The following is a 23,122-nucleotide window of genomic DNA, read 5'->3' on the forward strand; positions in this document are numbered from 1 at the left end:
GACTCAGTTCAAATTTCTGTGGCAACGATGCCAACACCTTGAGCGCTAACATCGTGATTTCTCGGGCCAAACAGCGGCGCTGGGCAAATAGTGTGCACTGACGGCGCACAGCTTTTGTGCGCTGCACCTATTTTGTGCACCCTAGCCGCCAACCTTGACCCGTCCTTTACGTAAATCCTTGATTCATCGCATTGACCGGAGTTGGCACGGGCTTCGCTTTACCCCCTCGCACACGATTCCAATCGCAGCCAACCGTTGCGTTGGACATTGTAACTCGGGTGATTTCCGGTAGCACTGGCTGCGACGGGCGATCCCCTCGAGCCGGCGCTGTCAATTCAGTGCAACGGTGGAACGGAAAGGAGTGAACAAAAATGAAACTCGTATCAGCCATTATCAAGCCCTTCAAGTTGGACGACGTCCGCGAAGCGCTGTCTGAGATCGGCGTACAGGGCATTACCGTAACCGAAGTAAAAGGTTTCGGTCGCCAGAAAGGCCACACCGAACTTTATCGGGGTGCGGAGTATGTCGTCGATTTCTTGCCGAAAGTGAAAGTGGAAGTCGGTGTTTCCGACGAACTGCTGGACCGGGCAATTGAAGCCATTTCTAAGGCCGCCAACACCGGCAAGATCGGTGACGGCAAGATCTTTGTAACCCCGCTCGAACAGGCCATTCGCATTCGTACCGGCGAGACCGGCAACGACGCGATTTAAGCCGAACGGATTAACGGGAGAGACTGACCAATGAACGAACTAACGCAAGTACAATACGCGCTCGATACTTTTTACTTTTTGATCTGTGGTGCTCTGGTCATGTGGATGGCCGCTGGTTTTGCCATGCTGGAATCCGGCCTGGTACGTGCCAAGAACACCACTGAAATTCTGACTAAAAACGTCGCGCTGTTCGCGATTGCCAGCATCATGTACTTGGTGTGCGGTTACGCCATCATGTACGAAGGTGGCTACTTCCTGAAAGGAATCATGGGCGTCGGTGACGGCTACTACGCACCGTCTTCTGACTTCTTCTTCCAGGTGGTCTTCGTGGCAACCGCCATGTCCATCGTCTCTGGTGCGGTTGCTGAGCGCATGAAGCTGTGGGCCTTCCTGGCTTTCGCAGTGGTCATGACTGGCGTCATCTATCCGGTGGAAGGTTCCTGGACGTGGGGCAGCGCCTCAGTCTTCGGTATGTACACCCTGGGTGATCTGGGCTGGAGTGACTTCGCGGGTTCCGGCATCGTTCACATGGCCGGTGCGTCTGCTGCCTTGGCCGGTGTTCTGCTGCTGGGTCCACGTAAAGGCAAGTACGGCAAGAATGGCGAAATCAATGCCATTCCGGGTGCAAACCTGCCGATGGCGACTCTGGGTACCTTCATCCTGTGGATGGGCTGGTTCGGCTTCAACGGTGGTTCTGTGCTGCAGACCTCGACTGCCGACACTGCCAACTCCGTTGCAATTGTCTTCCTGAACACCAACACCGCTGCTGCTGGTGGTTTGGTTGCCGCTCTGATCGTGGCGCGCATCTGGTTCAAGAAAGCTGACCTGACCATGGCTCTGAACGGCGCATTGGCTGGTCTGGTTGCCATCACCGCTGAGCCGTCAACGCCGACTCCTCTGATTGCTACTATCTGGGGTGCTCTGGGTGGTGTTCTGGTCGTCTTCAGCATCGTGGCTCTGGATAAACTGAAAATTGACGATCCGGTCGGTGCCATCTCTGTGCACGGTGTCGTGGGTCTGTTGGGTCTGTTGCTGGTGCCGATCACCAACGACGGCGCTACTTTCTCTGGCCAGATCATCGGTGCCATCACCATCTTCGTCTGGGTGTTCGGTGCTTCTCTGATCGTCTGGGGCATCATCAAAGCCGTTATCGGCCTGCGTGTCTCTGAAGAAGAAGAGTACGAAGGCGTCGATCTGACCGAATGCGGTATGGACGCTTATCCGGAATTCACTGCCTCCAGCAAGTAAGGTGCAGTGACTGAGCCGCAAGGCTCATCGGAACAAAGGCCCCAATTGGGGCCTTTCTTTTTTTTGGGCCGTTGTTGTTGATGGGGCATTCTATTTTGTCGCGCTATCTGCATGGTTTATGCTTGAGGTGGGTCGTGACTACCTCTCAGGGAGAGTGCTATGAAACTCGTAACCGCAATTATTAAGCCTTTTAAACTGGACGACGTGCGTGAAGCGCTGTCTGAAGTGGGTGTACAAGGCATTACCGTGACGGAAGTGAAAGGCTTCGGTCGCCAGAAAGGCCACACCGAGCTGTATCGTGGCGCTGAATACGTCGTCGACTTTCTGCCCAAGATCAAGGTGGAAGTGGCTACCGATGACAACAAACTGGAAGCTGTGATCGACGCGATCTCCAAATCGGCCAACACCGGCAAAATCGGCGATGGCAAGATTTTCGTGGCAGCGCTGGAGCAGGTGATTCGCATCCGTACCGGCGAAACCGGTGAAGATGCTGTGTAACTGAGCTGTTTTCAGTCCATAAAAAAACCCGTCCACTGGACGGGTTTTTTGCATCTGGCATTGCTTAACTGGTGCGTGAACGCCGAGCGGCCCAATAAGCTGGCAGCTGGAAGCACACAAAGCGAGCCGTCAGGCCCGCGGCGGAAGCAAATAAGTAGCCCGCCACATACACCGGCCCGGTGAGCTTCACTAAGGCGCCGCCGATGATGAAGTCCATAAACATCATGGCCACCAAGCCGATGGCGTAACCGCTGATCAAATAACGGTGGCCGCTGCGAAACAGAAAACCGAGCACGGCACCGACCGCGCCAAAGCCGATGAGCAGCTGTAACGGCGATTCCGCAAATTGGGCACCCAGTTGCGCCATCATAAAGAGGCAGACGCCAGCTAAAGCCATGCGTTGGACGTTGGGATTCATTGGGTGACCTTCTCGTTGTTATTGTCGTCTGGCCGAGCTTAGCGGTGGCGGGGGGCGTCTCAATGCGACTTTGGTCGTGCCCCGCCAATCAAACCGTGTTTGCGCAGTTGGCTGCGGAACTGATGATACGTCAGTCCCAGCGATTCGGCGGCTTTTCCCTGGTGACGCTCATGGCGCTCCAGGGCCGCTTCAAGCAGGCCGATTTCAAACCGCGCCACCTGATCATTAAAGCGGCCATCGGCCAGCGACACCTCGGCAGATGCCCGGCCCGGTCGCCAGGGTGAATCGAAGGGGTCGAGTATCAGTTCATCCACGGGTGCATGCTCATTGCCCCAGCGATAGAGACTGCGCTCCACCACATTCTTCAGTTCGCGCACGTTGCCGTGAAACGGGTGCTCATTCAGCGCCGCCAAGGCTGTTTCGCTGAAACCGGGAAACATTGACCACCCTAATTCGCTGCTCATCGCAATGGCAAATTGTTCGGCCAGCAAGGGCACATCGCCCTGGCGCGCGCGCAGCGGCGGCAAGGTGAGGACGTCGAAGGCCAGACGGTCGAGTAAATCGCTGCGAAACCGGCCTTGAGCGGCCAGAGCGGGCAAATCTTCGTTGGTGGCTGCGACGATGCGCACATCGACGGTCAGTGTTTTCTGGCCGCCCAGCCGTTCAAACTCGCCGTACTCGATCAGCCGCAACAGCTTCTCTTGCAAGGGTGCAGACATGGTGCCGACTTCATCGAGAAACAGCGTGCCTTCGTGGGCGCGCTCAAAGCGACCGATGTGCGTGCGGTTAGCGCCCGTAAAGGCACCCGGCTCGTAGCCGAACAAATCCGCGTCGAGCAGGCTCTCGCTGATGGCGGCGCAGTTCACTTTGAGCAGAGGCTGTTGCCAGCGCGAGGACAAAAAGTGCAGCCGTTCTGCCACCAGTTCCTTGCCCGTTCCGCGTTCACCGATGACCAGTACCGGTCGATTCAGCGGCGCCAGATCGGAGGCACGGTCGAGCAGATCGGCCAGAACCGGGCTTTCACCAATCATGCGTTGTGGGCTGCGTTCGCTCATTGCCGGCTCGTGAGGTGGAGTGGATGGGCTGAGTTTAGGGTGTTTGGTTGATCAGACCAATGTCATTGGTCATTTTCGCTAAATATAGTTTGGCAAAACGGCCCAATTTCTCAGAAAACATTTTAAAAACAATGAGTTAACAACTTGGCACGAATGCTGATATAGCCAAGCTGTGTGTCGACAAAGGACATCCTGATGATCCCCCTAAAAGAACGGACACCGCTGTATATGGTCATGATCACCCTGGGCAGCGCCTTGGCGGCGGTGACGCAATGGTGGATCGGACTGGTCAGCCTGGCATTGGCATTCGGCTTAATGGAAGCCGTCGGCCACGGATTGAACCGCTTGCTGCGTATCAGCCAGCGGCACCATTAACGAGGAGATTGCTATGGGTATTTTTTCCCGCTTCACCGACATCATTAATTCCAACCTCAATGCGTTGCTGGATCGTGCGGAAGATCCGCAAAAGATGATTCGTCTGATCATCCAGGAAATGGAAGAGACGCTGGTTGAGGTACGCTCCAGCTCCGCGCGCGTGATTGCCGATCGCAAAGACGCCGAACGACGCCTGGCACGCGTGCGCAAAGAAGTGGACGACTGGGAAGCCAAAGCCAAGCTGGCTTTAGCCAAGGATCGTGAAGACCTGGCGCGGGCCGCCTTGGCGGAAAAACAAACGCTGGTGGAAGAAGCCGACATTCTGCAACGCGAATGCGAGGCGCTGGATGACCATTTGCAGCAACTGTCCGAAGAAGTGGGTCAGCTGCAATCCAAGCTCAATGACGCCAAAGCCAAGCAGAAAGCATTGGTCATGCGCCAGCAAACGGTGACCACCCGGATGAAAACGCGGCGCCAATTGCACCGGGAAAACTTGCAAGATGCCTTCGAGAAGTTCGAACATTACGAGCGACGCATGGACAGTATGGAAAGTGAGCTCGAAGCGCAGGACTTGGGACGCGGACGCGATCTGGCCCAAGAAATCGACAGCCTGGCTGAGAACGATGCCGTCAATGCCGAACTGGAACGCCTCAAGGCGGACCTGGAGAAGACCGACAAAAAAGGCTAAGGCGACAAGGAGCCCAGCATGCAAGTTTTCGAATTCCTGTTCGTATTCGTGCCCACTATTTTATTTATCGCGATAGTGATGCCGATGTGGCTGTTTATGCATTACCGCTATAAAAATCGGGTGCATGCCAGTCTGAATGCGGACGATCAGTCGTCGCTCGATGAATTGCTGCGCACGCTGGACCAATTGAACGATCGGGTGGCGGCGTTGGAATCGATCCTCGATGAACGCAGCCCGAACTGGCGACGACAAACCGACTAACAGGAGCAGCCACCATGGCCTATCAACATCGCAACAAGGACAACTTCGGTTTCTGGAAACGTCGTCGCCAGGGCTTCGGCATGAACCTTTACCGCAACAAGCGCGACGGCTGGATCGGCGGTGTCTGCGCGGGCTTGGCGGACCATTTTAACATCGAGCCCTGGGTGGTTCGGCTGGTGGTGGTCGGCAGCAGTTTCTTCTTTATGACGCTGACCTTCTGGGCCTACATCGGCGCCTGCATCGTGATGGCACCGCGCCCAAAGGGTCCGGTCGATCAGGAATATCAGTACGATGAAGAGCTGCATGCTGATCGGCCGCGCAATCTGTTTCGTTACCGCAATGCGTCACCGGGTGAACGTCTTAAGCGTGCCCGTCGTCGGCTCGACGAAACCCTCGGTCGGGTGGAAAACATGGAACGCTATGTGACGTCTCGGCGTTATGAACTGGACAAGGAATTCTCCAAAATCCAGGACTGAGCAGCATGCAGAATGCTCTCTGATATACTCTCGGCCGGGCCCAAGCCCGGTCGTTTTGTTTGTGTTACCTGGAGTTCATTGTGTCCGATTCCACCGCTCGTTTCGCCGTTGTTAAAAATCCCACCTTCTGGGTTGTTGTTGTTCTGTTGATCGGTTTTGTTTATCTGCAATGGCCGACGCATCTGCGCACGCCTTACGCACCGGATTACCGCACCGTTACTCTGGCCGATGGCGTGCAAATGCAGTGGGAGGGCGAGCCGCAAGTGGTTGAAGGCGAGGCCGGAACCGCCTGGACGTTTAAGAACAAAGGGTTGGATTTTCTGGTCCAGCAGGGCGACTTGAATGCGTCGTTGACGCAACTGGCACAGCGCCAGCGTGATATTGATCGTGCTCAGGTGGGCGGCATCGAATACGCGCCTCTGGAGGTGCGTGGGTCCTTGGCACAATACGCCTTGATCGATGCGGAGAATCGCATTCAGCGACACCGCCTCTATCAGCGCGGTGAGCGGTGGCTTAAGGTGTCGGTTCTGTACAAGGCCAATAACGAAGAACGCGAAGCACGCGCTCAGGTGTTTCTGAATTCGGTGGTTCTGCCGTAAAGCCGCCAAGCCCAGTCAAACAACAATAAGGAGAGCACGCCATGTTGCGTTGGGGTGTGATGGGAACGGGCAATATAGCCCACCAATTTGTCAGCGATGCGCGTCATGGCAGCGGCGGTGAATTTGTCGGTGTCTATTCGCGCAGCCAGCAAAAAGCCGATGCGTTTGCTCAGGAATTTGGACTGCAGCACGCCTTCAGTGATTTGGATGCGTTTCTGGCCAGCCCGGATATCGATGTGGTCTACATCGCCAGTCCGCACACCAGCCATGTTGAACAAGCCCAGGCGTTGCTGGAAGCGGGCAAAGCCGCGCTGGTGGAGAAGCCGGTGGCGGTCAACCGGACCGATGCGGAGCGTCTCTATCAGCGGTCCCAGGAATTAGGCGTGTTTTGTCAGGAAGCCTTCTGGACGCGTTTTAACCCGGCCTATCAGCAGATTCTGGAGCAAGCGCGTGATGGTCGCTTGGGCGCGCTGCGCCACGGCCAGGCGAACTTTGGTTTTGTATCGCCGGCCGACCCCGAGCATCGCTTGAACAACCCGGATTTGGCCGGTGGTGCTTTGCTGGACATCGGTTTATACCCGCTGATTCTGACGCTGGACTTATTCGGTGAACCGACCGAGATTGACGGCCGCGTTACCTTAGGCGAAACCGGCGTCGATCGCAGCGCCGATCTGGTCTTGAGTTACGCCGGTGGTGAACGCTGCGCGGTGCATTTCAGCCTCGATTACGAGCTGCCGCAAACCGCCTGGATCAGTGGTGAAAACGGCTGGGCAGAGATTCAGTCATTGTGGTTTGCTCCGAACCGGGCGCATTGGCAGGTGGGCAGCGCGCCGGTGGCGGTCGAGCACTATCCGCTGCTGGGTAAGGGCTATCACTACGAATTCACCGCCACCAACGAAGCCATCGCCGCCGGTCGACTGGATTGCGCCGAGCACACTCAGGCAGACAGCCTGACGCTGATCCGCTTGCTCGATCGCATTCGTGATCGGTGGGGACCGCGCTATTCGTTTGAGTGATGCAGCCGGGTATCGGCGTAGCCGCGAGCGGCGATGTCGGTACACAGCGAATGCCATTCACAGTCGAAGCAACCGCTGCGCAGCTGGCCTTGCGTAAAGGCCTGGCGCAGGGTTGTCAGTGACGACGGCGTTAAGCGCAGCGTTTGACCCACCGTGACTTCTATCCCCAAGGCCTCACTGACCGCCTGCATCGCCAGGGCGTCGCGCCGGTGAATGCGGCGGTGGTGACAATGCGCGCAGTCACCGTCTTCATCGCGCACTAACGGTTGGCAAATCTGATCGGGTCCGCGAATCAGTGCAATCGCCTCGCCTTGATTCAGGCGCGCAATAATGGCGTCGTAATTACGGCAGAAGGCATCGCTGTACCCCAAGCCTTTGTAGGTCAGCATGCACAGAAGATGATGGCCGCGCAGTTCGATGCTCATCGCTGACCGCTACAGCCGGTACAGCCGCGCTTCCCAAGGACGCAATTCGATGGCCGGCTGAGCGGCTGCATCGGCGTAGTTGCCGAGGCAAAAACCATTTTCCGCGGGCGTCGCCGCACCCAGTTCGCCTTGCCAGGCGTCGTCGCTGAGATTGCACAGCACCAGAAATTGCTCGCCCTCCAGGCTGCGGGTGTAGGCGTAAACCTGAGGGTCATCGTCCAGCACCAGATCGTACTGGCCATAGACTAAGGTGGGCTCGGCGCGGCGCAGCCGAATCATGGCTTTATAAAAATTCAGCACCGACGCCGGGTCGTCCGCCTGATCAGCGGCGTTCAACCATTGATGATTCGGGTTCACCGCCAGCCAGGGCCGGCCGATGGTGAAACCGGCGTTGGTGTGGCGGGTCCATTGCATGGGCGTGCGGGCGTTGTCGCGTGAGCTACTTTGCAGGTCGGCCAGCATATCGGCATCGCTGCGACCGTCGGCGCGCCATTCTTTGATCAGGTTGCGGGCTGCCACGTCATCGAACTGGTCGAGTGACGTGAAAGGGTGATTGGTCATGCCCAGCTCCTGACCCTGATAAATAAAGGGCGTGCCCTGCATCATAAAATACATCAGCGCGATGGCTGTGGCGCTTTCGCGCCAGTAGTGCTCGGTATTGCCCCAGGTTGAGGTGATGCGTGGAATATCGTGGTTTTCCACAAAGAGCGCATTCCAGCCCTGGCCTTCCAGGCCCTTTTGCCAGCGTGTCAGGGTGCTTTTCAGCTTGGCTAAATCGAGGCCGTCATTGCCTTCGGTGCCCCAGAGTTTCAACTGTTCAAACTGGAACAGCATATTGAAGCGACCCTGGTCTTCGCCAACCCAGTCCGGTGCCTGTTCGATGGTCACGCCGTTGGCTTCGCCCACCGTCATCACATCGTAGTGCGCGAAGGTTTCCGCGCACAGTTCGCTGATGTAGTTGAGAATGCCGTCTTTGTTGCGGTGCATCTCATGCGACGGCACGGCCGAAAGATTTTTCGGGTTGGGCAGATCCGGAAAGCCGGGCTCTTTGCGAATGTGGGTAATGGCATCGATGCGGAAACCGTCGACGCCTTTGTCGAGCCACCAGCGCACCATGCGGTAAACCGCTTCGCGCATCTCGGCGTTTTCCCAGTTTAAATCCGGCTGTTTGCGCGAGAACAAATGCAGATAATACTGACCGCTCAGGTCGTCGTATTCCCAAGCCGGGCCGCTGAAGATGCTGGCCCAGTTGTTGGGGGGTTCGCCGTTCGGTTTGCCGTCGCGCCAGATGTACCAATCGCGTTTGTCGCTGCCCGGCTGGCGGGCTTCCTGAAACCAGGCGTGTTCATCGCTGGAATGGTTGACCACCAGATCGAGCAACACGCGCAGGCCACGGTCGTGCGCTTGCTCCAGCAAGTTGTCAAAATCGGCCATGGTGCCGAAGTCGGACAGGATGCCTTGATAGTCCGCAATGTCGTAGCCGTTGTCGTCGTTCGGCGAGGGGAAAATCGGGCACAGCCAGAGCACATCAACGCCCAGATCTTTCAAGTAATCCAGTTGTTCAATGATGCCCGGTAAGTCGCCGGTGCCATCACCGTTGCCGTCCATAAACGAACGCGGATAAATCTGGTAGACGACGGCTTCTTTCCACCAGCGTTGAGTGTGAGCGACAGCGTTCATTCAGCGTTTCCTTCGGCGCGCAGCATAAAGGCTTCATAGGGTGCCAGATCGAGTGTCTGACCCAAAGCGCCACGTGCACTGGTGTTGTGAATCAGGCACTGGCACAGGGTGTTTTGCCAGTGTGCGGGCAGATGAACCTGAGTGCGCTCAGCGCTGAACGAGCCCAGCACCAGCCAGCGTTCGCCGTTTAATTCGCGCTCGTAAGCGAAGACGGTCGGGTGGTCTTCCAGCAGCAGTGTGAAGCGGCCATACACCAGTACATCGTGGTCTTTGCGCAGCTGAATCAGCTTTTGGTAGTGCTGGAAAATGCCATCCGGGTCGGCGCGATCGGCGGCCACGTTAATGTCGCGGTAATTCGGGTTCACCGTCAGCCAGGGCGTCCCGGTGCTGAAACCGCCGTTGTCGGTGGCCGACCACTGCATCGGGGTGCGGGCGTTGTCACGGCCGTTGCGATAGATGGCGGCCATGCGCTGGGCATGCGTCCAACCCAGGTCGCCGTATTCGTTGTAGAAATTCAGGGTTTCGATGTCGCGGTAGTCCTCGATGGCATCGAAGCGCACATTGGTCATGCCGATTTCTTCACCCTGATAAATGTAGGGCGTGCCTTGCTGACCATGCAGTATGGTGGCGAGCATCTTGGCGGAGCGGATGCGGTGTTCACTGTCGTCACCGAATTCAGAAACCGCGCGGGGCAGGTCGTGGTTGTTCCAGAACAGCGAATTCCAGCCACGGCCACCGGCCAGTGCGTGCTGCCATTTGGCCAATACCTGCTTGAGTTTCAACGGATCGACCGGCTTGGCGTTCCATTTGCCGCCGTTGGGAGCGCCATCTTCCGGTTCGCCGAAGGTCAGGCTGATGTGTTCAAACTGGAACACCATGGAAATTTCATCGCGCTCGGGTGCGCAATACAACGGCGCGGTCTCAGGCGTGACGCTCCAGGTTTCACCCACGGTCAGCGCATCGCGCGGTCCGTAAGTGGCTCGGTTCATGGTGTGAATGCGATCGTGCAGTTTCGGGCCTGCGGTCAGTTGCTGGTTGTCGACGTCTTTGCCGAGCAGGTCGAGAACGTCCATGCGGAAACCGGCAACGCCCCGGTCGAGCCACCAGTTCATCATGGTGTGGACGGCTTCGGGTACGGCCGGGTTATCCCAGTTCAGGTCGGGCTGCTTTTTGCTGAACTGATGGAAGTAGTACTCGCCGCTGGCCTCGTCGAACTCCCACATGGAGCCACTGAAATAGGAGGTCAGCTCGCTCGGCGGGCCGCCGTCGGCCGCCGGTTCACGCCAGATGTAGAAATCGCGGTAGTCACTGTCTTTCGACGATTTGGCATCGACAAACCAGGGATGTTCATCGCTGGAGTGGTTAACCACCAGATCGAGAATGATCTTGATGCCGCGCCGGTCGGCTTCGGCGATCAGTCGGTCCAGATCGTCCAGGGTGCCGAACTGGGGCGCGATGGCTTGGTAGTCGGAGATGTCGTAGCCGTTGTCGTCCATCGGCGAGGCAAAGATGGGCGACAGCCAGATCACGGTGATGCCCAAATCGGCCAGATGGTCGAGCCGTTCAATGATGCCCGGCAGGTCGCCCATGCCGTCGCCATTGGCGTCCATAAAGGAAGACGGATAAATCTGATAAACGACGGCACGGTGCCACCAGCGTTGTTCGGTCATGCGCTACCTCGGTGATCGATGCGATTTTCGGCGCAGCCTAGTGGAGTGTTAAACAAAAATAAAATGCTTTATTTTGTGTTCATTATAGATTTTATCGATATTGAGGTGGGCATGGATAAAGCGTGGCGACAGTTTCTCGCGGTGGCCGAATTGCGCTCGGTCAGCCTGGCCGCGCAACGGCTTTTTGTCAGCCAGCCGACGCTGACGCACAACCTGAAGAAGCTGGAAAGCCAACTGGGCGTGACTCTGTTTAATCGCTCCCCGCGCGGTATGACGCTGACCTCCTATGGCGAAACCTTGCTCGAACAGGCGCGCATCATGCAGCGGGTTTACGACAATGCCTTGGGCAAGCTTCAGCAATTGAAGGTCGAACAGGAAAGCGGCCTGCGCATCGGTGTCGGCATGGCCTGGTGGCACCTGTTTTTCCGCGACCTGTTTCAGCGCTACCGCGAGCAGCACCCGACCGCACCGGCGCATATAGAGATTGGCAACCACCTGCGCTCGATGGATCAATTGCTGGCTGGCGAGCTGGATTTGTTTATTGGGCACCGCATTGCTGGCCTTAATCCGAACAGCGGTGCGGTGTTCACGCCTCTGTTCAAGGTGCGTGATGCGTGTTTTGTCCGCACGGGGCATCCGCTGTTGGGCCGGGCGGTGAGTTTCGACGACTTGCTCGATTATCCCCATCTGGCAGTAACGCCAGACGAGACCCGCTACAGTCGTGCGGTGGTCACCAACCCACAATTCAAGGAAGCCGAACATCATCAGTATCATCTGGCCGACCGTGTGGTCTGGTCGACCAGTTCCATGAGTGCGGCGCTGGATATTCTGCGCGACAGCGATGCGGTGATGATTTATCCCGAGTCGATGACTGAGACGTTGGCGGATAGTGGTGTGGTGCCGTTAGCGTTGACCGAGCCGCAGGAAGCGATGGAGGTTGGGGTTTATCGGTTGGAAGATCGAATCAGTGATGACGGATTGGATGCACTGGTAGAGGAAGTAAAACTGGCGTTAGTCGAAACAAATAAAGTCGAACTAACCACCTAAAGAGTGCCCGACTGCGGTTGAGTTTTGGCTGACCGTCGGTCCACATGGATGCGGACCGCCGAGCATACAGGGATGTACTTGCAGCGTGTCAGCCAAAACTCAGCCGTGGTCGGGTACGGAATCGCAAGCCACAGAAACTCAATTAAACAACCGGCATCGCCCGCTCAATGATCTTCGAACAATCCACACCCGGTTCCAGCGTCCCGTAATTAAAAGCGCCGTTCGGATTTAACCGAGATTCAACAAAGGCTTCTGCCACGCGCGGATCACCATCGCGTAATAAAATACTGGCCTGAAACGTCATCGCGAGTTTGTCTACCAGCGTGCGCGCACGGTATTCCAGTTGCTCGGTGTTGCTGAATTGTTGTTTCAGTTCCAGCAACGCCCGATCAAAACTTTTCGAGTGACTCTGGGCTTTTTCGATATCCGCCAGCAGCGCATCGAGTGTTTTGGGGTCACGGCCAATGGCCCGCAACACATCCAGACATTGAATATTGCCCGAGCCTTCCCAGATGGCATTGACTGGTGCTTCGCGATACAGCCGGGGCAGAATATTTTCTTCCACATAACCCACTCCGCCAATGCACTCCATGGCCTCATAGGTTAAATGCGGCGTGCGTTTGCAGACCCAGTATTTGCCAACGGCGGTTGCCAAACGCGCCAGCAATTGTTCCGATTCATCACTGGCGCTGTGGTCCAGCGCGCGACCGACGCGCAGGCTCATCGCCAATGCCGCTTCTGATTCAATCGATAAATCGGCCAACACATTTTGCATTAAAGGCATGTCGTGCAAGGGCTGACCAAAGGCCGAGCGACCGCTGGTGTGGTGCAATGCCTGAGCGGTCGCTGCACGCATTAACGCAGCCGAGCCAACCAGACAATCGAAACGCGTCATGGCGACCATTTCGATGATGGTGCGCACGCCTTTGCCTTCCTCACCTAACAACCAGGCGTGCGCGCCGCGAAATTCGATTTCCGATGACGCGTTGGAGCGATTGCCCAGTTTGTCTTTCAGTCGCTGAATAAAGAACGCATTTTTCTGACCGTCGTCGCGCCAGCGCGGCATTAAAAAACAACTCAAACCGTTTTCGGTTTGCGCTAACACCAAAAACGCATCGCACATGGGCGCAGAGCAAAACCATTTGTGACCGATCAGTTCATAGCGCTCGCCGGGCTGACGTTTACCCAGCGGATAAGCGCGCGTTGTATTGGCGCGCACGTCGGAGCCGCCTTGTTTCTCGGTCATCGCCATGCCGATGGTTAGGCCGTCTTTTTCATAAAAAGGCACGTTGCGCGGGTCGTAAACCGGGGCGGTTATTTTCGGCAGCCAAAGATCGGCGACCTCGGGTGTCGTAGCAATGGCCGGGACGGCGGCAAAGGTCATCGTCAGTGGGCAGGCTGAGCCGGCTTCGGCGTGCATGTGCAGATATTCCAGTCCGGCGCGGGCCACGTGGGCGCCTGGTTTTGGCGTGCGCCAGGGCAACGCAGGAATGCTCGCTTCAACGGCGGTACGCATTAATTCGTGATAAGCCGGGTGGAAACGCACTTCGTCGATGCGGTGGCCGAATCGATCATGCGAATGGAAGGTGGGTGGCACTTCATTGGCCTGAAAACCCGCCTCGATTAAATCGCCGCCGGCGCGCTGGCCGTAATCGTTGAGCCGGTCTTCAGCCCAGCCCGCACCGAAGTGATGGCTCCAGTGTTGCAGGGCGTTGTCGCTGCGGTAAAGGTTGTAGTTTGCCAAGGGTGTTGGCTGATTGATGACATCGTGGGTGTCGGCATTGGCCAGATGTTGGTCGCGTTTAAAGGGGGCATCGCTCATGGTGGCTGCCTCTGATTATTGTTGCGTCAGCCTAGCGCAGCGCAGTGGTTGCGACTAGTGATCGTCGTCTTGCTCGCGTTCTTCGAGTTCCAGTTTGATGCGCTTCAGCGTTGCTTGAATGGCGGTGGAATCGGGTTCTTTTTCCAGCGCTTTTTCGAGCAGCCGAATGGCATCCTGTTCGCGGCCGAAGGCAACCAGCGTGTCGGCTTGCTCGATCACCAGCCGGCCTTTGCTGCTGCGCCGTTCGCGCACCGCGGCGCGGCCATTGATCATGCGTAAATAGGTGAACAGCACCAGCACCAGCATGAGTGCGCCGACGCCTGCGAATCCCAACCCCATGAGTGTGCTCCTCGCGAATAGGATGCCCTATAGTTTAGCCAGATCGCTCACTTTGCAATTGTTCGCGCGCGTAGTCGTAACCGCTTTTGAAAATATCGTCTATCCTGCCCCAGTCCAGTAAGCCGATGGTTTGCAGCGGCGGATTAAAGTACAGGTCGGTCAGCGATTTATCCGTATCGCGCTGTGAAAAGCTGTACATAAAACTGACGCTGATCAGATAGGTCGCCAGCGACGGCAGCGGATAACGCCGTTTCTTTTTGCCGCGCAAACGATCGAGCAACAACCCCCAGGTTCCAGGCACTTCGTCAAATGACAGAGGCTGGGGCGAGCGAATGCCTAGGTCGACGCCAATGACGGTGCCGACTCCGCGTACCGAACGCATGATATTGACTGGAAAGTTGTTCAGCGTTGCGCCGTCGCACAATAAATCGCCGTCTTTAAGAATGGGCGGCAGGGCACCGGGAATGGCGCAGGTCGCTCGCAAGGCACGGGTTAAATCGCCGCGCTTGAGCACGTCTTCGCGGGCGTGCGAGTAATTAGTGGCGATGCAGTAAAACGGCAGCCACAAATCTTCCAGTTGGCCGGGGTGACCCATGAGTTCGCGGAAGGACTCGTCAATCAACGTGCGCAAGCGCTGGCCGCGAATCAGCGACATGAGTGGCAGCCAGTTGTAATCCCTGGTGGGGCTTTTACGGAAGGCTTTACGGCAGGCGTCCTGCAATTGATCGACGGGCCGGTCCATGGCGATAACCGCCGCCATAATGGCGCCGATGCTGGTACCGCCCACCACGTCAATTTCAATGCCCGCTTCATCCAGCGCCTGCATCACACCCATGTGCGCCAGACCGCGAGCGCCTCCGCCAGCGAGCACCAAGCCAACAGCGGTGCGGTTTTCAATGCGTGCCAGTCGTGCCAGATCTTTCGCGCGTTGAGGCCGCACGTGCAGGTGGTCGGTAACTGGACGGCGATTGAGCCAGTCGGCGGTACCGCGCGGCGATGCGGCTTCTTTCGGGTGCAGCAAGATCAGACGCTGCGCCACGTCCAGTTCCGGTGGGATTGTGTCCAGGATGTCCGTTTCGGTCGGATGGCATTCAACGGGGTCGTTGGCATCGGCCAGCAACAGGTGTTCGTCGCTGTGGTTGCAACAGAACCGAGTCCAGGCATTGGGTTTGGGGTCGGCGACCAGCAAGACGTAATCGTATTGTGCTTCCAGCGCATCAAGATGCAGCGCCAGCCGATGTTGGCTCGGGTGGTCATTGGACTCGTCGCGAGCCAGTCCGGCGGTATTGGTATCGCTGTCCATTTGTTGTGCGGTCAGCACGTAAACGCTGCCCAGTGAACACAATGCCTGACGAAAGCGTTCGGCGAAATCGATGGCATCGGCGCTGTCACTGATGGGAATTAACGTCAGCGTTACCGGCCGAGTTTCAGTGTGCTGACGCTGAGGTTGTTGCAGTCGTTCGATGATTTTGCGCGGCAACGTTAATGACAGATGCAAGCTGCTGCCCAGCAGCTCTTCAAAGTGCGCTTGATCCAGACGGACCAATACGGAATCGCGCAGCGCCACGACAGTAGCCGAACGAGGCTGGCCGGTGTACAGGCTCATTTCACCGATGACTTCGCCGCGGCCTAGTTCTTGAACGGGGCGGGTTATTCCTTGTTCGTTGTTAACATAAACACGCAATCGGCCGCTGATGGTCAGGTAGAGCGCATCTCCCAGATCGCCCTGTGTCATCAGTCGCTCACCGGATTTGATTTGTACCCAGGTGAGGCGGTCGCGAACCTGTTGTAACGCAGCCGGTTGTAAATCACTGAGAAAGGCATTGAGGTGGTAAGTCAGCAGCTCGTTCTGGTGAGCTTTTGGATCCGTTATTCGTGCAACCAAAATCTGTCCTCCTTGGCTAACGGGTGTTCATCGATACGCCATCCATGCGCCGGTAGATAGTACGCGCTGGCTCGTTGAATGACAGCGAGAGAGCCGGGTATGACTTCAATTTTCAGCCGTCGTTGTCGATAACGTTGATCATTTAACAACTCTATGGCGCTGGCGTATCGGTGCTCCGGCCAGGTCGATATACTGCGGTCATGACTGCAACTGCCCACTCCGTACTGCAACACGTCTTTGGCTACGACGCTTTTCGCGGCGACCAAGAGGCCATCATCAACACCCTTATCGACGGTGGTGACTGTCTGGTGCTCATGCCCACCGGTGGCGGTAAGTCGCTGTGCTATCAGGTGCCAGCGCTGGTCCGGCCGGGCACGGGCGTGGTGATTTCGCCGTTGATCGCCTTGATGCAGGATCAGGTTAACGCCTTGCGTGAGTTGGGCGTGAAGGCCGGTTTTCTCAATTCCACCTTGTCGTTTGATGCCGTGCGCGAGACCGAAAATGCGCTGCTCGCCGGTGAGCTGGATATGCTCTACATCGCCCCGGAGCGGTTGCTGCAAGAGCGCACTCTCGACTTACTCAACCGTGCGCCCCTGGCGTTGTTTGCCATCGATGAAGCACATTGTGTGTCGCAGTGGGGACACGATTTCCGCGCCGATTATCTGAAACTCGGTTTGCTGGCCGAGCGCTTCCCAACCATTCCACGCATTGCCCTGACCGCGACCGCTGACGCCCGCACGCGCCTCGATATTCAACAACGCTTAGGCCTCACCGACGCCCCGGCCTTCGTTGGCGGTTTCGATCGACCCAACATTCAATATCGCATTCAGGCCAAACAACAGCCGCGTCAGCAATTGCTGCGGTTTTTAAAAGACGAAGGCGGCGATCAGGCGGGCATTGTTTATTGTCTGTCGCGTAAAAAAGTGGAACAGACGGCGGACTGGCTGGTGCAGCAGGGGTTTAAGGCGTTGCCGTATCACGCCGGTCTGGATGCGAATGTGCGCCAGGATCACCAGCAGCGCTTTTTGCGGGAAGACGGCATCATCATGGTGGCGACCATCGCCTTTGGCATGGGCATCGATAAACCCGACGTGCGCTTTGTGGTGCACCTGGATCTGCCCAAAAGCATCGAAGCCTATTATCAGGAAACCGGCCGCGCCGGCCGCGATGGCGAACCGTCCACGGCGGTGTTGTTTTACGGTTTTGAAGACGTCGTCAAACTGCGCCAGATGATGGCGCAATCGCAAGGCAGTGAAGAACATCAGCGCTACGAACAACAACGTCTGAACGCCATGCTCGGTTTGTGTGAAGTTACCCGTTGTCGGCGTCAGGTGTTATTGCGTTATTTCGACGATGAACTGCCCGGGCCTTGTGGTAATTGCGACACCTGTTTGCACCCGGTTGAAACCTGGGACGCGACCGAAGCGGTGCGCAAAGCGCTGTCGTGTGTGTATCGCACCGGTCAGCGTTTTGGAGCCAATCATTTAATCGATGTATTGCGCGGCAGCGACAGCGAAAAATTGCGTCGCCTGGGTCATCACCAGTTATCGACTTACGGTATTGGCACCGAATTATCGGCCAACGAATGGCGTTCGGTTTTGCGTCAATTGGTGGCGACGGGTTTGCTGGCGGTCGATCCGGATGGCTACGGCGGATTGCGCTTAACCGATGCCTGTCGGCCGGTGCTTAAAGGCGAGCAGATCGTCAGTCTGCGCAAAGACAGCCTTCCGGAGAAGACCTCGTCCCGCCGCTCGGGTGCACGGACTGCACCGGCCCAGGTTGATGAAGCCGATGAGCCGCTGTGGCAAGCCTTGCGGGCCTGCCGTAAACAGTTGGCGGACGAACAGGGCATTCCGCCCTTTATGGTGTTTCACGACAAAACGCTTGCCGAGATGTTGTCGCGACGACCGCAATCGCTCAGCGAATTGGCCGAAGTGTCCGGTGTCGGCGATGCCAAGCTGGAACGCTATGGCGATGCATTCCTTGCGGTGTTTGCCGAAGCGATCACTCAGCCTCCAGCCTGAACCGGCCCACTGCCGTTTCCGTGCCTTGCGCCGTCTCCAACAGATGCTCACCCAACTGCGCCAGTTTCACGGTGGTGCTGTGGCTGGTCTGTGCCATTTCTGTGATGTCCCTGACCCGCTGGGAAATCGATTGGCTGGCATCGGCCTGATGCGTCGCCAGTTCCGACAGATGCTCCAGGCTGTCGAGTGATGCCTGGGCGTCGGCATCGAGCGCGGTCAGGGGTTCAACGATACGACCGATTAAGGTTACACCCTCATCCATCCCCGCTTTGCCCGCACGAATCCGCTGTGCCGCCTGATCGGTCTGATCGTTGATGCGACCGAGGATGCGATTGATGTCGTCAGTCACTTCGCCGGTGCGCGTGGCCAACTGACGAACCTCGTCGGCCACTACGGCAAAACCGCGACCTTCTGACCCCGCCCGAGCGGCTTCGATGGAGGCATTAAGGGCGAGCAAATTGGTCTGGTCGGCAATTTCGCGAATCTGGCTGACCGCGCCGATGACTTCGCTGGCGCTTTCGCTGAGCTGCTCAATGCTGGCCGCGGACTGGTCGATCAAAGCGGCCGTATGACGAATGCCATCGGCCGCTTCGGTGACCCCGGCGACGCCATCGCGGGCCAGCGCTCGGGCGCGCGATGCTTGATCTCGCGCCACCTGGACGTTGCTCGCCATGGCCTGGCTGTCGGCCGAGAGTTGACCGACCGAGTGATCAATCGCTTGCGCCAGATCGTGTTGCCCAGCGCTGTCGGTTTGCACCTCCGTAGTGAACTGACGCATCTGTACCGCCGCCTGACTGACCGCCGTGGCATTGGCGCGAATGGTGCCTATGACGCGGTGCAGCTGCTCGCGCATGGTGGAAAAACTGCGCAACAGCTGGCCGATTTCATCGCGGCCACCCGGCGCAACGTCATGCTGTAAATTACCCGAGGCAATCGCATCGGCGGCGTCGACGGCTGAGCGTAACGGCCGCACGATGCTTGGCGTAATCAGCGTCGCCATCAGCACACCGGCGAGCAACGCCGCCAACCCCAAAACGGTAACCAGCCAAGCCGACCCCTGTGTCGCGCTCAGCGTTTGCTGCTGGCGGCTGGCCATCATTTGGCGTTGCTGTTGTTCTAGTTCCGCAGTGTGCTGCAACAGTTGGTTGAGCGCATCGCGCGTGTCGCCAGCCATCAGGCGGCGCGCTTCGGTGCGGTCACCGAATTCCAGCGTCTCGACCGTGAGCTGTAACTGATCCTGATACAGTCGGCGTAATTCGCTGAGTTCGTCCAGACGGCTGGCTTGCGCGGTGTCAGCCAATAAATTTTGCAGACGTTCAACGGCCGCATCGATGGTTCGGTTACGCGCGTCGATGTCCTTATACAGTTCAACGCGGGCGTCGCGATCTTCGACAATAAACAGCAGCAGCAGGCGACCGGCGATGCTCTCCGCATCCAGATTCACCGAACTGGTCAATTCAACCAGAGCGGCATCGCGCTCAACCACCGCCTGCAACTGATTCGACAGCCGGTCAAAACGCTGTACGGCGACCAGCACCACGGCAAAAATAAACAGCAATAAAATGGCGTAGCTGACCGCCAGACGTCCCCGAATGCGCATTGCCTTTCCTCTTGGCATGACCGGCGTATTCGCCGGTAGTCCATCGCCCGGACGAGCAATGTCATCTGCAGACCCGCGCCTGCATGGAAAGTTCCTGTTCAGTAGAGACAAAAAAATAATGACCCATCGGGAACTTCCAGCGCGGTTGCTGTATCCAAATCTCCGAAGCGCTCAAGGTGCTTTGCCAATAGCGCCACCGACGCATCGGGCGCTGTGATTGAAAACCAACAGGAGAAAGGACGTTATGAAACAGAAAATGGCTCAAACATCACTGGCTTTGGCCTTGGGAACGGTTTTAGCAACAGCGGTTATTCCGAGTCTGGCTCAGGCAGAAGACGCCAAAGAAAAATGCTATGGCGTTGCGCTGCAAGGTCAGAACGACTGCGCTGCTGGCCCGGGTACCAGTTGTGCCGGTACGTCGACTCGCGATTATCAGGGCAACGCTTGGAAACTGGTTCCGGCCGGCACCTGCGAAGAAATGATGTCGCCGACGTCACCGACCGGTTACGGCCAGCTGCAAGCCTTCAACGAGCAATAAGCCAGTGAGGCCCGCCCATGACGGTTGATCACAACACCTTGCCAGCGCGTGCTGGCATCAGCTTAAAACCCATGCATTTTCAGGCCATGCTGACGCATCAACCCGACCTGGGTTTCGTCGAAATTCATGCCGAGAATTACATGGTGGATGGCGGGCCTTATCATTTCTATTTGCAACAAATCTACGAGCAATATCCGTTGTCGATTCACGGCGTTGGTTTGTCGATTGGTGGACTGGAACCACTGGATAAAAACCATCTGAATCGACTCAAGGTGTTGCTTGATCGCTACCCGCCTGCCCGATTTTCGGAACATCTGGCCTGGTCGTCTCATCAGGGCGTTTATTTTAACGATCTGTTGCCGCTGGCATACACCGATGCCAGTTTGCAACGAGTGTGTGAACACATCGATCAGGTGCAGCAAGCATTGGGTCGGCAGATGCTGTTGGAAAACCCGTCGACCTATGTGGAAAGCCAGGAATCAACCTGGCGTGAGACCGACTTCATGCAGGCGGCTATTGAACGCACCGGCTGTGGCTTATTACTCGATGTGAACAATATCTACGTCAGTTCGGTGAATCACCACCAGGACCCTGTGAGCTATTTGCAGGCGTTGCCGTATTCGGCCGCGGGTGAAATTCATCTCGCCGGTTTTGCGGTCGATCAGGATGTCGATGGCAGTCCATTATTGATTGACAGTCATGACCGCGACATCAGTGACGAAGTCTGGTCACTGTACGATCAGGCGCTCTCATTGTGCGGCCCGGTGGCGACTCTGATTGAACGCGATGGCAATGTCCCCGCTTTGGATGTTCTGTGTGCCGAGGCGCAGATGGCCGAGCAGCGGTTGCTCAGCATTGCAGACATCTCACGTCCCAAGGTGGCCTCCTATGCAGGCTGAGTTTGCTGACGCTCTATTACGCCGACAGGCGAACGAACCGGATCATTTAAAGCGTTGGGACGATGGCGCAACGGCGCATCGGTTTGGGGTGTATCGCAATAATTTCAGTGTGTCGTTAATCGATGCGTTGCAGGATATTTTTCCCGTTGTTTGCGCCTTAACCGGCGTTGATTTTTTTCGCGCTTTGGCACGCGAGTATGTGTATCAGCATCCACCGAATTCTCCCGTTCTGGTGTTTTATGGCGAACAGTTCGCCGACTTTATCGACGCCTTTGAACCGGCCCGGGCCTTGCCGTATCTCGCCGATGTTGCACGGTTGGAACGACGCTGGCTGAACACTTATCACAGTGCCGATTGCCAGGCCGTGTCCATTGAACAACTGAGTGCATTACTGCATCAGCCGCAGCAGTTAGAGCAGGCGAAACTGACCATCGCGCCGGCGTGTCAGTGGCTGGCTTCTGATTATGCGGTGGGTTCCATCTGGCGCGCGCACCAACCAAACAGCGATGTCACTTTGCAAGATGTGGTGTTGAACCGTGCTGAAACCGTGTTGTTAACGCGGCCGGCATTGGAGGTTCAGCTGCATACGATTGAATCGGACGCGGGTATTTTTCTGGATCGATTGCGCCAAGGTTGTGTGTTTTCTGAAGCCATAGAAGGGCTGGAATTTAATCTGGTGTCTTTGTTGCAGATCCTGGTGCAACAAAGCGCGTTGACAGGTCTGTCTGTTGCCAAATAAATGTGGCTAAAACAAAAAAATTAATGGAATAAAAAGGCGAAAAAAATGAACTCAAAACTGCAACAGTGGCATGCACTATTTTGTCGTATCCCCAATGATCTCATTGCGGTCGTCGGTCGGTTTTCCATCGCGGGTGTATTCTGGTTATCCGGGCAAACTAAAATTGATGGGTTTGCCATGAATGTGATCAGTGGTGATTTTCAGTGGGGCTGGCCGCGGCTGTCCGATACCGCCGTCTTTTTGTTTCAGGAAGAATACGCACTGCCGTTACTGGCACCGACCACAGCCGCCGTACTCGCTGCCTTTGCCGAGCACCTGCTGCCGGTTTTAGTGTTCATTGGCCTTGGGACGCGATACGCCGCCACCGGCTTATTGGCGATGACCTTGGTGATTCAGATTTTTGTCTACCCCGGGGCTTACGTCACTCATGGTGTTTGGGCCTGTGTCTTGCTGTATCTTATGGCGCATGGAGCGGGTCGGTTATCGGTGGATTATTGGCTGGCTCGTCGTCTTAACGGCTGACGCTTTTGGCAGTCTGTTAAGGCGTTTTTAATCACGCCTGACAGGATGCTGCCATGGCCGCTTACCAACAATTAAGCACACCCTTGGGTGAGATGATGGCGGTGGCTACCGACCGGGGCCTGTTTTTGCTCGAATTCACCGACCCACAGCGGCTGGAGCGTCAGTTGCCGGCTCTGGAACGCTATCTGGGTGAACCCTTGCAGGCTGATTCTGAGCGAGCGTTATTCGCCACGGTGCAGCAACAGCTGGACGCCTATTTCGCGAAAGAATTGCGTCGATTTGAAATACCGTTGGATTTGCAGGGCAGTGAATTTCAGCGTCAAGCCTGGTCGGCGTTGCTCGCCATTCCCTACGGACAAACGCGCAGCTACCAGCAACAGGCACAGGCCATTGATCGGCCTCAGTCGGTGCGTGCCGTGGCCCGAGCCAATGGCGATAACCGCATTGCCATAGTCGTGCCGTGCCACAGAGTGATCGGTAAGGATGGCACTCTGACCGGCTACGGCGGCGGACTGTGGCGCAAGCAAAAATTGCTGGCGCTGGAAGGTGCCGTAGCACAGCCGGGTTTGTTTGATGATTAATGGCGTA

The 23,122-nt window shown here is 56.9% G+C and carries 25 protein-coding genes; 16 read left to right on the forward strand and 9 right to left on the reverse strand.

Going from position 1 to position 23,122, the window contains the following annotated elements; all coding sequences use genetic code 11:
- Window positions 1-371 precede the first annotated feature (371 nt).
- The 3 genes from glnK (BGP77_RS05930) (at window position 372) to glnK (BGP77_RS05940) (ending at window position 2,456) form a co-directional block, all read left to right on the forward strand.
- Complete coding sequence (gene glnK / locus BGP77_RS05930) at window positions 372-710, forward strand: P-II family nitrogen regulator (protein WP_108124296.1); 339 nt, start codon at window positions 372-374, stop codon at window positions 708-710.
- A 30-nt stretch (window positions 711-740) separates the two neighbouring features.
- A complete protein-coding gene (locus tag BGP77_RS05935; RefSeq protein WP_108163794.1) occupies window positions 741-1,958 on the forward strand; it encodes an ammonium transporter in 1,218 nt (405 codons plus the stop codon).
- 159 nt (window positions 1,959-2,117) lie between these two features.
- Entirely contained in the window at window positions 2,118-2,456 is a 339-nt protein-coding gene (gene glnK, locus BGP77_RS05940) for a P-II family nitrogen regulator (protein WP_108163795.1), read from the forward strand.
- A gap of 64 nt (window positions 2,457-2,520) precedes the next feature.
- Here the strand turns inward: glnK (BGP77_RS05940) and BGP77_RS05945 are convergent, their stop codons facing one another.
- On the reverse strand, window positions 2,521-2,874 hold the full coding sequence (locus tag BGP77_RS05945; RefSeq protein ID WP_108163796.1) for a hypothetical protein: 354 nt from the start codon (window positions 2,872-2,874) through the stop codon (window positions 2,521-2,523).
- A gap of 59 nt (window positions 2,875-2,933) precedes the next feature.
- Window positions 2,934-3,929: a sigma 54-interacting transcriptional regulator gene (locus BGP77_RS05950; protein ID WP_108163797.1), complete on the reverse strand. Its 996-nt coding sequence runs from the start codon at window positions 3,927-3,929 to the stop codon at window positions 2,934-2,936.
- A gap of 195 nt (window positions 3,930-4,124) precedes the next feature.
- Here BGP77_RS05950 and BGP77_RS05955 point away from each other — a divergent pair, with 195 nt between their 5' ends.
- The 6 genes from BGP77_RS05955 (at window position 4,125) to BGP77_RS05980 (ending at window position 7,344) form a co-directional block, all read left to right on the forward strand.
- Entirely contained in the window at window positions 4,125-4,304 is a 180-nt protein-coding gene (locus BGP77_RS05955; protein WP_108163798.1) for a hypothetical protein, read from the forward strand.
- A gap of 13 nt (window positions 4,305-4,317) precedes the next feature.
- Window positions 4,318-4,992: a phage shock protein PspA gene (pspA, locus tag BGP77_RS05960; RefSeq protein ID WP_108163799.1), complete on the forward strand. Its 675-nt coding sequence runs from the start codon at window positions 4,318-4,320 to the stop codon at window positions 4,990-4,992.
- Between the two features lie 18 nt (window positions 4,993-5,010).
- The gene (pspB, locus tag BGP77_RS05965; RefSeq protein WP_108163800.1) at window positions 5,011-5,253 is read left to right on the forward strand and encodes an envelope stress response membrane protein PspB; all 243 of its coding nucleotides are present in this window, start codon (window positions 5,011-5,013) and stop codon (window positions 5,251-5,253) included.
- A 14-nt stretch (window positions 5,254-5,267) separates the two neighbouring features.
- Window positions 5,268-5,729 (forward strand): PspC domain-containing protein, encoded by a 462-nt coding sequence (locus BGP77_RS05970; RefSeq protein WP_108163801.1) that lies wholly within the window; start codon window positions 5,268-5,270, stop codon window positions 5,727-5,729.
- Window positions 5,730-5,809: 80 nt separating this feature from the next.
- Complete coding sequence (locus tag BGP77_RS05975; protein WP_108163802.1) at window positions 5,810-6,328, forward strand: hypothetical protein; 519 nt, start codon at window positions 5,810-5,812, stop codon at window positions 6,326-6,328.
- A gap of 41 nt (window positions 6,329-6,369) precedes the next feature.
- Window positions 6,370-7,344 carry a Gfo/Idh/MocA family protein gene (locus BGP77_RS05980; protein WP_108163803.1) on the forward strand — a complete coding sequence of 325 codons (975 nt, stop codon included), beginning with the start codon at window positions 6,370-6,372 and terminating at the stop codon, window positions 7,342-7,344.
- Here BGP77_RS05980 and BGP77_RS05985 read toward each other — a convergent pair.
- Genes BGP77_RS05985 through BGP77_RS05995 form a run of 3 tightly spaced genes read right to left on the reverse strand, consistent with a single transcriptional unit; the run spans window position 7,329 to window position 11,119 of the window.
- Window positions 7,329-7,769, reverse strand: a complete 441-nt coding sequence (locus BGP77_RS05985; RefSeq protein WP_108163804.1) for a DUF1284 domain-containing protein — start codon at window positions 7,767-7,769, stop codon at window positions 7,329-7,331. The two genes, BGP77_RS05980 and BGP77_RS05985, sit on opposite strands and share 16 nt — an antisense overlap.
- Before the next feature lie 9 nt (window positions 7,770-7,778).
- Window positions 7,779-9,449 carry an alpha-glucosidase gene (locus BGP77_RS05990; protein ID WP_108163805.1) on the reverse strand — a complete coding sequence of 557 codons (1,671 nt, stop codon included), beginning with the start codon at window positions 9,447-9,449 and terminating at the stop codon, window positions 7,779-7,781.
- Window positions 9,446-11,119, reverse strand: coding sequence for an alpha-glucosidase (locus tag BGP77_RS05995; protein WP_108163806.1), 1,674 nt, complete (start codon window positions 11,117-11,119; stop codon window positions 9,446-9,448). The genes BGP77_RS05990 and BGP77_RS05995 overlap by 4 nt, the downstream gene beginning before the upstream one ends.
- A 111-nt stretch (window positions 11,120-11,230) precedes the next feature.
- On the opposite strand from BGP77_RS05995, the gene BGP77_RS06000 reads away from it, so the two are divergent.
- Complete coding sequence (locus BGP77_RS06000) at window positions 11,231-12,166, forward strand: LysR family transcriptional regulator (RefSeq protein WP_158269282.1); 936 nt, start codon at window positions 11,231-11,233, stop codon at window positions 12,164-12,166.
- 142 nt (window positions 12,167-12,308) lie between these two features.
- On the opposite strand, the gene BGP77_RS06005 is transcribed toward BGP77_RS06000, so the two are convergent.
- Genes BGP77_RS06005 through BGP77_RS06015 form a run of 3 tightly spaced genes read right to left on the reverse strand, consistent with a single transcriptional unit; the run spans window position 12,309 to window position 16,212 of the window.
- A complete protein-coding gene (locus BGP77_RS06005) occupies window positions 12,309-13,988 on the reverse strand; it encodes an isovaleryl-CoA dehydrogenase (RefSeq protein WP_108163808.1) in 1,680 nt (559 codons plus the stop codon).
- A gap of 54 nt (window positions 13,989-14,042) precedes the next feature.
- Window positions 14,043-14,327 (reverse strand): FimV family protein, encoded by a 285-nt coding sequence (locus BGP77_RS06010; protein WP_108163809.1) that lies wholly within the window; start codon window positions 14,325-14,327, stop codon window positions 14,043-14,045.
- A gap of 34 nt (window positions 14,328-14,361) precedes the next feature.
- Window positions 14,362-16,212: a patatin-like phospholipase family protein gene (locus BGP77_RS06015; RefSeq protein ID WP_108163810.1), complete on the reverse strand. Its 1,851-nt coding sequence runs from the start codon at window positions 16,210-16,212 to the stop codon at window positions 14,362-14,364.
- A gap of 200 nt (window positions 16,213-16,412) precedes the next feature.
- Here BGP77_RS06015 and recQ point away from each other — a divergent pair, with 200 nt between their 5' ends.
- A complete protein-coding gene (gene recQ, locus BGP77_RS06020; protein ID WP_108163811.1) occupies window positions 16,413-18,236 on the forward strand; it encodes a DNA helicase RecQ in 1,824 nt (607 codons plus the stop codon).
- Here the strand turns inward: recQ and BGP77_RS06025 are convergent.
- Complete coding sequence (locus BGP77_RS06025) at window positions 18,217-19,836, reverse strand: methyl-accepting chemotaxis protein (RefSeq protein WP_158269283.1); 1,620 nt, start codon at window positions 19,834-19,836, stop codon at window positions 18,217-18,219. The two genes, recQ and BGP77_RS06025, sit on opposite strands and share 20 nt — an antisense overlap.
- Window positions 19,837-20,080: 244 nt before the next feature.
- Between BGP77_RS06025 and BGP77_RS06030 the strand changes: the two genes are divergently transcribed.
- Genes BGP77_RS06030 through BGP77_RS18280 form a run of 5 tightly spaced genes read left to right on the forward strand, consistent with a single transcriptional unit; the run spans window position 20,081 to window position 23,115 of the window.
- Window positions 20,081-20,374 carry a DUF2282 domain-containing protein gene (locus BGP77_RS06030; protein ID WP_108163813.1) on the forward strand — a complete coding sequence of 98 codons (294 nt, stop codon included), beginning with the start codon at window positions 20,081-20,083 and terminating at the stop codon, window positions 20,372-20,374.
- A gap of 17 nt (window positions 20,375-20,391) precedes the next feature.
- Window positions 20,392-21,273, forward strand: coding sequence for a DUF692 family multinuclear iron-containing protein (locus BGP77_RS06035; protein WP_108163814.1), 882 nt, complete (start codon window positions 20,392-20,394; stop codon window positions 21,271-21,273).
- Window positions 21,263-22,012, forward strand: a complete 750-nt coding sequence (locus BGP77_RS06040) for a DNA-binding domain-containing protein (RefSeq protein ID WP_158269284.1) — start codon at window positions 21,263-21,265, stop codon at window positions 22,010-22,012. The genes BGP77_RS06035 and BGP77_RS06040 overlap by 11 nt, the downstream gene beginning before the upstream one ends.
- A gap of 45 nt (window positions 22,013-22,057) precedes the next feature.
- Complete coding sequence (locus BGP77_RS06045) at window positions 22,058-22,534, forward strand: DoxX family protein (protein ID WP_108163816.1); 477 nt, start codon at window positions 22,058-22,060, stop codon at window positions 22,532-22,534.
- Between the two features lie 53 nt (window positions 22,535-22,587).
- Window positions 22,588-23,115 (forward strand): methylated-DNA--[protein]-cysteine S-methyltransferase, encoded by a 528-nt coding sequence (locus BGP77_RS18280; protein WP_108163817.1) that lies wholly within the window; start codon window positions 22,588-22,590, stop codon window positions 23,113-23,115.
- Window positions 23,116-23,122 lie beyond the last annotated feature (7 nt).

Source organism: Saccharospirillum sp. MSK14-1, from assembly GCF_003054965.1.
Lineage (GTDB): Bacteria > Pseudomonadota > Gammaproteobacteria > Pseudomonadales > Natronospirillaceae > Saccharospirillum.

Bases quoted from the DNA above. Each gene is read 5' to 3' on its own strand.
- glnK (WP_108124296.1), top strand. From the start codon at position 372: ATGAAACTCGTATCAGCCATTATCAAGCCCTTCAAGTTGGACGACGTC.
- BGP77_RS05935 (WP_108163794.1), top strand. From the start codon at position 741: ATGAACGAACTAACGCAAGTACAATACGCGCTCGATACTTTTTACTTT.
- glnK (WP_108163795.1), top strand. From the start codon at position 2,118: ATGAAACTCGTAACCGCAATTATTAAGCCTTTTAAACTGGACGACGTG.
- BGP77_RS05945 (WP_108163796.1), bottom strand. From the start codon at position 2,874: ATGAATCCCAACGTCCAACGCATGGCTTTAGCTGGCGTCTGCCTCTTT.
- BGP77_RS05950 (WP_108163797.1), bottom strand. From the start codon at position 3,929: ATGAGCGAACGCAGCCCACAACGCATGATTGGTGAAAGCCCGGTTCTG.
- BGP77_RS05955 (WP_108163798.1), top strand. From the start codon at position 4,125: ATGATCCCCCTAAAAGAACGGACACCGCTGTATATGGTCATGATCACC.
- pspA (WP_108163799.1), top strand. From the start codon at position 4,318: ATGGGTATTTTTTCCCGCTTCACCGACATCATTAATTCCAACCTCAAT.
- pspB (WP_108163800.1), top strand. From the start codon at position 5,011: ATGCAAGTTTTCGAATTCCTGTTCGTATTCGTGCCCACTATTTTATTT.
- BGP77_RS05970 (WP_108163801.1), top strand. From the start codon at position 5,268: ATGGCCTATCAACATCGCAACAAGGACAACTTCGGTTTCTGGAAACGT.
- BGP77_RS05980 (WP_108163803.1), top strand. From the start codon at position 6,370: ATGTTGCGTTGGGGTGTGATGGGAACGGGCAATATAGCCCACCAATTT.
- BGP77_RS05985 (WP_108163804.1), bottom strand. From the start codon at position 7,769: ATGAGCATCGAACTGCGCGGCCATCATCTTCTGTGCATGCTGACCTAC.
- BGP77_RS05990 (WP_108163805.1), bottom strand. From the start codon at position 9,449: ATGAACGCTGTCGCTCACACTCAACGCTGGTGGAAAGAAGCCGTCGTC.
- BGP77_RS05995 (WP_108163806.1), bottom strand. From the start codon at position 11,119: ATGACCGAACAACGCTGGTGGCACCGTGCCGTCGTTTATCAGATTTAT.
- BGP77_RS06000 (WP_158269282.1), top strand. From the start codon at position 11,231: ATGGATAAAGCGTGGCGACAGTTTCTCGCGGTGGCCGAATTGCGCTCG.
- BGP77_RS06005 (WP_108163808.1), bottom strand. From the start codon at position 13,988: ATGAGCGATGCCCCCTTTAAACGCGACCAACATCTGGCCAATGCCGAC.
- BGP77_RS06010 (WP_108163809.1), bottom strand. From the start codon at position 14,327: ATGGGGTTGGGATTCGCAGGCGTCGGCGCACTCATGCTGGTGCTGGTG.
- recQ (WP_108163811.1), top strand. From the start codon at position 16,413: ATGACTGCAACTGCCCACTCCGTACTGCAACACGTCTTTGGCTACGAC.
- BGP77_RS06025 (WP_158269283.1), bottom strand. From the start codon at position 19,836: ATGCGCATTCGGGGACGTCTGGCGGTCAGCTACGCCATTTTATTGCTG.
- BGP77_RS06030 (WP_108163813.1), top strand. From the start codon at position 20,081: ATGAAACAGAAAATGGCTCAAACATCACTGGCTTTGGCCTTGGGAACG.
- BGP77_RS06035 (WP_108163814.1), top strand. From the start codon at position 20,392: ATGACGGTTGATCACAACACCTTGCCAGCGCGTGCTGGCATCAGCTTA.
- BGP77_RS06040 (WP_158269284.1), top strand. From the start codon at position 21,263: ATGCAGGCTGAGTTTGCTGACGCTCTATTACGCCGACAGGCGAACGAA.
- BGP77_RS06045 (WP_108163816.1), top strand. From the start codon at position 22,058: ATGAACTCAAAACTGCAACAGTGGCATGCACTATTTTGTCGTATCCCC.
- BGP77_RS18280 (WP_108163817.1), top strand. From the start codon at position 22,588: ATGGCCGCTTACCAACAATTAAGCACACCCTTGGGTGAGATGATGGCG.